This window comes from Sphingobacterium sp. HSC-15S19, assembly GCF_050433745.1.
In the GTDB taxonomy this organism is placed as follows: domain Bacteria; phylum Bacteroidota; class Bacteroidia; order Sphingobacteriales; family Sphingobacteriaceae; genus Sphingobacterium; species Sphingobacterium siyangense.
In genome coordinates, this window is sequence record NZ_JBNPWQ010000067.1 from 1 (window position 1) to 11,278 (window position 11,278).

At 38.5% G+C, this 11,278-nt stretch carries 7 protein-coding genes; 5 read left to right on the forward strand and 2 right to left on the reverse strand.

What is annotated here, in order from left to right; genetic code table 11:
* Window positions 1-217: 217 nt before the first annotated feature.
* The gene (locus L1283_RS27800) at window positions 218-2,905 is read left to right on the forward strand and encodes a carboxypeptidase-like regulatory domain-containing protein (protein ID WP_088160380.1); all 2,688 of its coding nucleotides are present in this window, start codon (window positions 218-220) and stop codon (window positions 2,903-2,905) included.
* Between the two features lie 48 nt (window positions 2,906-2,953).
* On the opposite strand, the gene L1283_RS27805 is transcribed toward L1283_RS27800, so the two are convergent.
* Window positions 2,954-3,565: a zinc-ribbon domain-containing protein gene (locus L1283_RS27805; RefSeq protein ID WP_088160379.1), complete on the reverse strand. Its 612-nt coding sequence runs from the start codon at window positions 3,563-3,565 to the stop codon at window positions 2,954-2,956.
* A gap of 429 nt (window positions 3,566-3,994) precedes the next feature.
* Here L1283_RS27805 and L1283_RS27810 point away from each other — a divergent pair, with 429 nt between their 5' ends.
* The 3 genes from L1283_RS27810 (at window position 3,995) to L1283_RS27820 (ending at window position 9,217) form a co-directional block, all read left to right on the forward strand.
* Entirely contained in the window at window positions 3,995-7,114 is a 3,120-nt protein-coding gene (locus L1283_RS27810) for a SusC/RagA family TonB-linked outer membrane protein (protein WP_286852131.1), read from the forward strand.
* A gap of 137 nt (window positions 7,115-7,251) precedes the next feature.
* On the forward strand, window positions 7,252-8,691 hold the full coding sequence (locus L1283_RS27815; RefSeq protein ID WP_286735943.1) for a SusD/RagB family nutrient-binding outer membrane lipoprotein: 1,440 nt from the start codon (window positions 7,252-7,254) through the stop codon (window positions 8,689-8,691).
* Window positions 8,692-8,791: 100 nt separating this feature from the next.
* The gene (locus L1283_RS27820) at window positions 8,792-9,217 is read left to right on the forward strand and encodes a tetratricopeptide repeat protein (RefSeq protein WP_120335308.1); all 426 of its coding nucleotides are present in this window, start codon (window positions 8,792-8,794) and stop codon (window positions 9,215-9,217) included.
* Window positions 9,218-9,227: 10 nt separating this feature from the next.
* On the opposite strand, the gene L1283_RS27825 is transcribed toward L1283_RS27820, so the two are convergent.
* Window positions 9,228-10,103, reverse strand: a complete 876-nt coding sequence (locus tag L1283_RS27825) for a glycerophosphodiester phosphodiesterase family protein (RefSeq protein WP_286852134.1) — start codon at window positions 10,101-10,103, stop codon at window positions 9,228-9,230.
* Window positions 10,104-10,389: 286 nt separating this feature from the next.
* Here L1283_RS27825 and L1283_RS27830 point away from each other — a divergent pair, with 286 nt between their 5' ends.
* The gene (locus tag L1283_RS27830) at window positions 10,390-11,247 is read left to right on the forward strand and encodes a TonB-dependent receptor plug domain-containing protein (protein ID WP_429626772.1); all 858 of its coding nucleotides are present in this window, start codon (window positions 10,390-10,392) and stop codon (window positions 11,245-11,247) included.
* Window positions 11,248-11,278 lie beyond the last annotated feature (31 nt).

Genomic DNA, 11,278 nt, shown 5'->3' on the forward strand with positions numbered 1-11,278 from the left:
TTTATCATGGCGGTGTGTTATAATTTTGCAATTTAAATATAGCAACTTTGCTATATCCAAACACCGCCACTTTTTAAACGTTTAGGACGCAAGTGGATTGTCTTATAAATAAATTTTCATTTATAGTATAATTTTCATTTATTTAATGTATTATTAAAATGATTTACATAAAATCATTTTAATCACCATTATAGCCAAGATACACGTACTTAATTTTATGAGAATTTACTTGTTTTTAATTTTATTACTCACTACAAATATAGTTATAGGTCAATCGAAGGGCAAAGTTCTCGGAACTGTTTTTGCTCAAAATGCTGAACCGTTAGAAAAAGCGACTGTAACGATTCTCAATTCAAAAGACTCTTCCGTAGTTTCCTACCTCCTTACTGACACAAAAGGTAAATTTGAATTTGTTAAAATTCCCACAGGGACCGCATTAACGCTTTTTATTTCACATGTCAATGCAAATCCTTTTCGTAAGGAATTTACTATACCTAACGGAGAAAATTATGATTTCGCTCACTTAAAGCTCGACTCGAAAAGCCTCGAAGAAGTAGTCGTCAATATTGTTCCCCCCGTATGGATGAATAAAGATACGTTAGAATATAACACCAACTTCTTCAAAACTCGTCCCAACGCCAACGTAGAGGAATTGCTCAAAGAACTACCTGGTCTTCAGGTTAATATGGATGGCTCTATTTACTATCAAGGGAAAGAGGTTTCCAAAGTAAAAGTAAACGACAAGGATTTCTTTTCGAGTGACGTACGTATAGCCACACGAAATTTGGATGCTTCTCTTATCAAAACAGTACAGGTGTACCGTGATAAGGGCGAAACAAAAAAAGAGAACGAAGACGAAGATAAACTGCCGATCACGATTAACCTAAAATTTAAGAAAGATTTTCTCAAGGCCAGTTTTGGAAAACTTTATGGTAGTGCGGGTACACGCAGCAGGTATGAGGCCGGTGGTTTATTCAATACATTTAAAGACACACTACAGCTAAGTTTCCTAGGTTTCGGAAATAACATTAACCGCCAAAGTTTTGATTACAATGAATTGAACCAAGAAGCTGGACTTGGACGTGCCGAAAACTATGGATTTGATAATTTTGGAGGTAGGAACTATTCGGGTAAGGCCAACGATATTGGCTTGGGCTTTAATCTCAACAATGACTGGGGAAAGAAGACCAAGTTGAACATCATGTACATGCTGAAATATAATAAAGCCGAAAATCAAAATACCGGCAATCAAATCTCTTTATACGATCAGGAAAAACAATATTCAACATCCGATTACCAGCAACAGGAGAAATCTGTAGGACATAATCTCAAAACCCTCCTCCGACATCGTATGGATACAACAGCCTATTTTGAATTTACACCGAATTTGGGTATCAATTCAAAAAACAATTCAACCTTCGGAATGAACCGCTCCTATACGGATCTCAAAAAACTAAATGACGCAACAGGTACGGGCGGAAATAAGGAAAATACCCTGAACTATTCACATGGATTCTATATCGAAAAACAACTCAATAAAAACCACATCGTATCTTTTAGAAATACCATTTCCATCAATACAAATGAAAAAACCGACACCTCTTTTCAAAATACCTTTATATATGATACAGCTAAGCCGCGGACTAGTTTATGGTATAAAAACCGAACACAAAATAATTCCAACAACCTATATTTCAGTGCAGCCTATTATAATAAAATAATTAAAAAACTAAACTTTGACTACTACTTTACCTATGTCACTAACCGCCAAGGGCCACAGGAAAGTGTATATATCAATCGCGACAGCACTGGAGAAATGCATGCAGCTCCTTATGAAAATAGCTATCGTTACAAATACCAAGATTATATTACGGGTATTATATTTTACTGGAGACCCACCAAAGATTTTAACGTAAAGTTTGGAACAGCCTATCAAGTAAAGGTAAATCATTTTGATTTACTTAAAATCAACTCTGCCGAGAAATCATCTTTAGGCTACTGGTTGCCTAATATTAATATCCGTTATAAAGATCTAAACCTCGGCTGGTATAAAGATCTCGAGTCTCCCGAACTCTACGGAATTCAGCAACTCGTCATGGATCTAAATCCATTGTATACACGAAAGACATCCTTTATATTCAACAATATCGAAAAACAGAATGTCAGTATATCATACTATAAGTATACCTCGAAATTGCAGTTTAATGTAAATGGAAATATCAATTATGTCAATAACAGCATCGGGTCCCGTAGTTGGCGAAACAACAATACAGGACAAATGACCACGCAGATGTTTCTCGCTGGATCAAAATATAACTATAGTACCTATACTTACCTGAGATACAACCTAAAAGCCAGCAAAAATTGGTCATTCTATCTATCGCAAAACAACAGTATCTATACCTATGAAAATTATAGTTCCATCAATGATGTTGATAATAAAGGGACCAATATAGGGATCAATGCCAGCCAACAATTTTCCGCGACGTGGAAAAACCTAGTGACGATATCACCACAGTATACCTATTCTTGGAACAAGAACATAAATTCGGTAAAAGATAACCCCGACTTTATTGAATCAACTTATTCAATCCGTAAAATTGGTGCAGGATTGAATATTAATCCAATCCACGGATTTTCGCTAGAATCAACATACTCCTTAGATAACCGGGCCAGCGGATTGAGCGGCAGAAAAAACTACCATATATTAAATGCGTCAGTCTATTATACCTTTAAAAATAATTCACAGCTAAAATTGACCGGCTTTGATATATTGAATCAGAATACCCAAAATTATTGGGGCAGTCAAGGCAACGTAACATATTTTGGGAATTCACTTACATTGAAACAATATTTTATGTTGGGCTATGTCCATAAATTTAATATTATAAAAACAAAGAAATAGATCCGGTAAAGAGCTGAACCTTGCTTATAGCAACAACAAAAATGATTATTACAATCTTTCAATATTCGATATCCTACTTTTCATTTCTTCAAGTTCGGCACGCGATAAACGTTGCTTTTCCGAATAGCTATCTGTATGTTGCTCGCGCAATTTGCGTAGACCCTTTCGGCTATCCGCTTCATAATCGTTTAGGTCAAAGGTAACAGAGTCGGTCGTTAAATTCGCGATACGATAAAGCGTACGCATTGTTTTTCCATCTTTTGTATAGGAAACCTCATACACATCACCAACCTTTGGATCTTTCAGGTATTTTTCCTTCTTTTTTGCACCGTAAATTCCTGCTATAACAATAGCAGATACAAAAAGCCCAATCAGAACTAAGCCCGCAAAATATCCAAAAGGTGTTTTACGGATAGCTCCCGAAGATATGGCCTGACGTGTTTGTGGGTTGATTTCACGTTGGTAACTCAACTTCTTGCAATGATTGCAAATGGTTATGACCTCCGAACTATAGGGAAATATGGGTATCCAAAAAACATGGAAATATTTAATTTGCCTGTAGACAAAAAGGGATTGAACTGTGCCACAATAATCGCAGTTTCCGATTGCCGATTGCGATTTATTAGCTAAAACTTTTGTTCTTGTGCCAAAAATAATCATCGTGTTAACGTTTTAATTTACCATCATGGAGACACAAGAACATTGCCCTTTCTTATTCGAAAATACGAGGATTTACAATCCGTGCGTTGTCGCTTACGATTCGCACCTACCAATCAATATTCTGACAGGCAACATATTGCAAAGAAAACAAGAAGGTGTTCCGAAAAGAAAAAAAACTTGATGCCCCAGCTACTCCTCACCTATAAAAACCGCATCTTATCATTCTGACTCAAAAATTACAAAAAACAAAAAAACAAAGTATAGTTATCAGGTAGATTTTATATATTTGCATTAACATTTTTTAACACATGAAACAGCATACAGATAATATCCTTAAAAAACGAATGTCCTAAGGGGATGTTTTTACAGGTAAATTTCAAATATCTCCTATAACTCAACTCAAACAATAAACTCACTATTATAATTAGTATGGCAAAAAACAACATAAATTTTGTCGTAATGGCCGCGCTTTGTCTTAGTACTGGTGCACTATACGCACAAACCACTATAAAAGGAAAGGTAGTCGACAACAATAATAATCCTATTCAAGGGGCTACAGTTACCGAAACAAACAGTAAAAAACAGGTTCAAACAGATGTAAATGGACTATTTGAGTTCCCTTCGACCGGAAGCTCACTTAACATCAGCATTCAATATATTGGCTTTGAAACTAAGACTGTTCAAACCAATACTACAGGTTTCACCACGGTTCAACTTCTGCCAACGACTTCTCAACTAGACGAAGTTGTTGTGACGGCATTGAATATCTCGAAAGAAAAAAAGACATTGGGATATTCTATTCAGGAGCTGAAAGGAAAGGATCTTTCCGAAGCAAAAGAAAGTAATTTAGTCAATTCACTTGCTGGAAAGGTTGCAGGTGTTCAAGTCACAAATAGTCAAGGTAATATGGGGTCCTCCCGGATTATTATCCGTGGAGAAACATCAATTGCAGGAAATAATCAGCCATTATTTGTGATCGACGGAACCCCCGTTGATAATTCCCAGTTGGGTACGAGCGGTAATCGGGATTATGCCAATGCAATCTCAGACATCAACAGTGAAGATATTGAATCGATCAGTGTACTAAAGGGCCCCAATGCTGCTGCATTATATGGTTCAAGGGCCGCTGCTGGGGTAATTTTGATTACGACAAAATCTGGAAAAAAACGCAAAGGACTGGGAATAAACATCAATTCAAATAATACAATCGAACGACTCGCCGTTTTACCCGATTATCAAAATGTTTTTGGACAGGGTGCCGATGGAAAATTCAGCTATGTAGATGGCAAGGGCGGGGGTATCAATGATGGTGTGGACGAAAGCTGGGGTCCAAAGATGGACGGCAGACTGACTCCTCAGTTTTATTCCAATGGTGAAGCCGTGCCATTCGTAGCACACCCGGATAACGTCAGGAGTTTCTTTGGCACGGGAAGAACCTTAAATAATGGCATTTCAATTGCCGATGCGACTGAGAAGATTGATTACCGTTTCTCCTATAATAACAGCAATCAAACGGGGATTGTTCCCAATTCTTCTATTGAAAAAAATAATTTCAATATCAATACCCGTTATAAAATCACAGAAGATCTAACACTTACTGCTAATGCAAACTATGTGCGTACGAATTCTGGTAATTTACCTGGTGTAGGTGGTTTCCGTTCTAATGGTTACATGTTACAATTTACATGGTTTGGAAGACAAGTGGATGTTTCGCGTCTAAAAAATTATCGGGATGCTAACGGCAATCTAGTCAATTGGAACAATAGTTATTATAGCAACCCGTATTTCATTGCGGAAGAGAATACGGTTCAGCAACAACGCGACCGCATTTTTGGCAATATTGGTTTGAACTATAAAATCAATAAGTATTTGACGGCAAACTTCCGTACGGGCAACGATTATTATACAGATCGACGCAAAATTAGGATCGCATATGGCACGAATGGTACGCCCTATGGATCTTACGAAGAGGACGCATACACAGTAAATGAAAATAATACAGAGTTTACGCTGAATTATAACCGTCCCCTTTCCAATGATTTCACATTGGATATCCTAGGAGGTGGAAACATACGAAGCCAGTCCCGACAAAGGAATAACCAGAAGGCACCGCGTTTGGCAGTACCAGATGTATATACACTGGCAAACTCAAGAGATGCTTTAATTTCAACAGGTGAATATAGTCCTTTGAAAGCTTACAGCATCTTTTCTTCCGCGCAATTGGGGTATAAAAATTATGCCTTTTTGAATTTGACGGCACGTAATGATTGGTCCTCAACCCTACCTGTTGACAATCTATCTTATTTCTACCCATCAGCAAACGCAAGTATCGTACTGACAGATGCTTTCTCCATTCAAAGCAATGTACTCTCTTTTTGGAAATTACGTGGAGGATGGTCTAAAGTAGGTAAAGATACCGATCCGTTCAACTTGATCGATTCTTATCTTTTTAGCGCTCCTTACGGAAATAGTCCACAATTATCGGTCAATGACATTAAGAAAAATCCAGATTTAAAACCGGAAACAACAACCTCTACTGAATTAGGTACCGAGTTGGCATTCCTCAAAAGTCGGGTACGTTTGGATCTAAGTTTATACAATATCAATAGTATCAATCAAATCCTAAGCGTCGATGTAAGCCCTTCAACTGGTTACAAAAAACAACTAGTCAACGCCGGAAAAATCAACAATAAAGGGTTGGAAATTCAACTCGGAGTTACCCCGATAAAAAAACAGGATTTTCAATGGGACATCAATGTAAATTTTGCTACAAATAAAAGTAAAGTGGTAGAATTAGACGATGCGGGGTTGCTACAAAGCTATACGATCGGTTCTTCGGGAACGGTGCAGGTTTTGGCTGCAGTCGGAAAACCTTATGGAACTCTCTATGGAACCGGCTTTTTAAGAAATGAAGCTGGACGTATTATTGTCAATGCAGATGGGACTCCTGCTACTGACCCTGTCAACCATTATTTTGGAAAATTTACACCGAACTGGTTAGGTGGAATTACCAATCAATTCCGTTACAAAGATTTTGATCTGAGCTTTTTGATCGACATCAAACATGGTGGAAAACTGTATTCTGGCACGAATGCCACAGGTACAGGCACAGGGGTATTAGCCTCTACCCTTCCTGGAAGAGATGCTGAACATGGTGGCTTAAGCTATACCCTGAACGGTATAACATACGATGACGGTATCATTGCAGATGGTGTGAATGCAGATGGCTCAGAAAATACAAAAGTTGTTTCGGCACAACAATATTATAAAACATTATACAGAACCAATGAAGCAAATGTATTCGATGCGTCTTATGTCAAATTACGCGAAGTAAAATTAGGCTACCAATTACCTAATCGCTGGATTTCCAAAATTGGTTTTCAGGGAGCATCTTTCTCTTTAGTAGGTCGTAATTTGTGGATTATTCATAAGAATGCCCCCAATATTGATCCGGAAACAGCTTTTAATACAGGAAATGCCCAAGGTTTGGAAAGTTTGCAATTGCCCACTACGAGAAGCTTTGGTTTCAATTTGAACCTGAAGTTTTAAGAAAATGGAACAATCGAATTAAAAATAGAACAAAACTTACGGATTTATACAAATAACTGGCAATCAACATCTACAAAGCAAATAAGGCACAAGTACAGTTGATAACAGATAATTGATAAACAAATAACGATTAGAAAATGAAAATAAATAGCAAACATATAGCAGGACTTTTTCTCTTACTAGGTCTAACGACGTCCTGTAAAGACGAGTTAGCAAAAGTAAACCAAAATCAGAATGAAGCGGAAACTCCTCAGCCTGCCTACCTGCTAACCAGTACAATTAAGACGACAACAGATAGCTACTGGGGTATAAGTAACAACCTCGCGTCTAGCCTTTTATTTGTTCAACATTGGGCGAGAATACAATATACTGATCCCGACCGTTACATCTTTACAAATAATGATTTTAACGAAGGTTGGTCCACTTGGTATTCGAAAAGCATAAGTCAGTTGAAAATCATTCAAAAACTGGCGGAAAACACAGGAAATGACAACTATAAGGGGGTAGCAATCGTCCTACAGTCCTGGGTATTTTCTTTACTTACAGACGCTTATGGCGAAATACCTTACACAGAAGCCGGAAACATTGACGTCTATCTTACACCGCATTACGATACGCAAGAGAAAGTATACACAGGCTTATTAAACGATCTGAAAAGTGCTCAGGCTTTATTAAATCCGAGTGGAAAAAATATTGAAGGAGACATTATTTATAATGGTAGCATCGCGCAATGGAAGCGTTTTACAAATGCACTTCGTCTACGCATTGCTTTACGTATCGCAGATCGATTACCAAATCTCTCCAAAACAACATTACAGGAGATTGCCGCAGAGGGAAGTGGATATTTGACCTCAAATGCAGACAATGCACAGCTTATCTACCGCGACGCACCCTATCGCAATCCGGTCAGTGCATCGTTTGAAGCACGGGAGGACTATAGAGTGAGTAAGACAATTGTCGACAAACTGCGCTCACTCAACGATCCGCGTTTGGGTATTTATGCCGATACGACCACTACCTCAACGCCAGAACAATATATCGGAGTACCAAATGGTTTAACGGCAAGTGACGCTAGTAACTTGGGCTTCGCTCGCACTTCAAGACCAGGTATCTATTTTAGAGATCCACATGCTCCAGCAGTAATCTTAAGCTTTTCGGAAACACTTTTTGGTTTGTCCGAAGCAGTGAGCAGAGGATTTATCACAGGTGATGCAGCAGATTATTACCAAAAGGCAATCCGTGCTTCTTTGGAACAATACAACATTGGCAATGACCAAATCGTTAGCTACCTCAGCCAGACAGCCATTAAGTTCGATTCCAACCGCTACAAAAAATCCATTGGGGAACAAAAGTGGATTGCCTTGTACGGACAGGGCTTAGAAGCCTTTGCAGAATGGCGTCGGTTAGATTATCCGCAATTAACGCCTGCGAAGGCCGGGGCTTTAAACGGCAAAATTCCTTTGCGGTTTCTGTATCCCGGAACCGAACAATCACTCAACGGAACGAGCTATAAGGAAGCAATCGCACGTCAGGGCAGCAATACTTTACTCACTAAATTGTGGTTTGATGTAGAATAAATGTAGGTTAAAACAATTTTAAAAAAGCGGAAGAAGTTATTTTTCCGCTTTTTTCTGTAGATTTCTTATCTTCGTATAGCACTCTAAAGAATAAAATGTTATGGACGATCAAACATTAGACAGAATAGACCAACTTAGCGAGGAAGGAAACATCCAATGTGATGAAGGCAACTATCAGGCGGCGATCCGGGTGTGGACCGAAGCACTTGATCTAGTCCCTAGTCCACAACATGTTCATGCGGAAAGTCTTTGGCTCGAAGCTTCCATAGGAGATGCCTTTTTCTTACTGGACGATTTTGACAATGCCCTTTCCCATTTTGAAAAAGCAAAACAGAACATTATCGAAAATGCCTACGAAAACCCTTTTATCATGCTACGCTTAGGACAGTGCTATTTGGAAGACAACAATAGCGAGTCTGCCCAGGAATATCTTCTTCGCGCCTATATGATGGAAGGAAGAGACATTTTCGAAGATGAATCGCCTAAGTATCTTAAATTTTTAGATGACAATATCGATTTGGATTGATCATAATCCGTTAAAACGAATCGATTACTTCACCAACTTCCATAGGGAGATCCGACTCAAGAATGGAGGCTCCTTCCGCAAATATGGCCCTATACTTTTCGGTGCGTTCTGCCTTTGTCTTCAACTTATCGTAGGTAGACGCCGCTGAAATCATGCACATCACACCTTTGTTGTTGAAGAATTGATACATTGCCTGATTAGAATCCTTTAGTTCTGGCCCAATATAGACAATCATACGGTCGTAGGGTAATCCAGAGGATTTAAATTTTTCCAATGCAGCCTGATCTTTAATATTCATAGACATATACTGTTCTGGATTCTGCGCCAAATAAAACGCTACCTGTTCAGTATTATGTACCGTAACCCACACCCAACTGTAGGCATTGTATTTTTTTAGTATTGCTGCTGTGGCCGCCAATGGCAAGTCTTTCTTATCTAAGTTCAGAATGGTTTTACCTTTTGCCCATTGAATGACTTCATCAAGTGTGTTAATACCATACCGGGTAATATTTCCAGCCTGATCCTTTAATTTCAGCTTATGCAGTTCATCCCAGGTATAGTCAGATACTTTTCCTTTTCCATTTGTGGTTCTATCCAATGTCGCATCGTGCATCAAAATAGCAACACTATCCTTGGTGTAACGCGGATCGATTTCAAAAATAGCCGGTGTTTTTCGTAATACGGCTTCAAATGCCGCAATCGAATTTTCAGGAAGTCCAGCCTCCATCGTTCCCCGATGACCACTTACAATTTTTTTATCTTTAGCATAGGTAAAATAATCACGCATCGCCTTTGGAGAAGCAAACTCAAGTGAATGGATTTTTTGTCCGACGACTACTGAGTACGACGAAACAAAAAGAAAAAAAGTGAAAAATGTTCTTCTCATGGATTTATAATTACGTTAAAATTCTTAAGCCTTTGATACACAAAACAACATGCTAAACTAATCATCCAAGATCAATAAATCTTTAACAAAACATTCAATTCATGTAAACAAGCTAGTCTGTAAACATGAGCCTAGCAGATCAAACTCATCCACTGTGGCAAAATGTACCTGAAAATCACTGTATACCATCTCTAAAAATTAAAAAAAAATATAATATAGCTGTTGGCACAACTATAAAATAAACTATATTTGCGCATTAATTTATATTTGATCTAAATAAATTACCATGAAAAACAGAACACGATATATGATGTTCAGCAGCGGAATTCTTTTGCTTTTAAGTGCTCAGCTACATGCACAAGAATTATCCCTTATCGTAAAAGACAGAGACAATAAACCATTAAGCCAAGCGAATATCAAAGTTGACGGAAAAAGCGTCGGCTATTCTAATCAACTTGGACAATTCATTTTTGCCAAAAGACCTTTGAATAATCCGATTCAATTGCGGGTATCATACACAGGCTTTTCAACGGTTGAAAAAATGGTCAATTTAGATACCGTTCAACGTCCATTGTCAGTTCAGCTTAATTCTACCCAAGTGTTAGATGAGATTATCGTAACAGCAGGACGTAAGCCGGAAAGCATCTCCACTGTTCCTTCTTCAGTAACGATCTTGACCACAAAAGAAATTGAGGCCCAAAGCCAAATCAGCACCAATCTTTCAACAATTTTAGGGAATACTGTTCCCGGTCTTGGAACATCGACCAATAAAGCGACAAACTCCGGACAAACACTTCGTGGGAGATCTGTGCTTGTTTTGATCGACGGTATTCCACAATCAACGCCTTTGATGAATGGACAACGTGATCTTCGGACCATTGACCCGAGTGTCATCGAACGGGTTGAGGTTATCAAAGGTGCTACATCTATCTATGGAAATGGATCCGCAGGTGGTATTATCAACTACATTACACGCAATCCATCGAAAGACGCTGCTCCGATACAAGGGATCACAAGTCTTAGAACTACTTTCAATCCAGTTCATAGCGCCGGTACTATGGGCTATCGCATCGGACAAACGGATCATACCGAAAGTTTGGGGGAGGAGAAGTTTTTAAGCATACAATTTCATTACTCTATATAGGAAGAATGTGGTGTCTCTTACACCGCGAAAG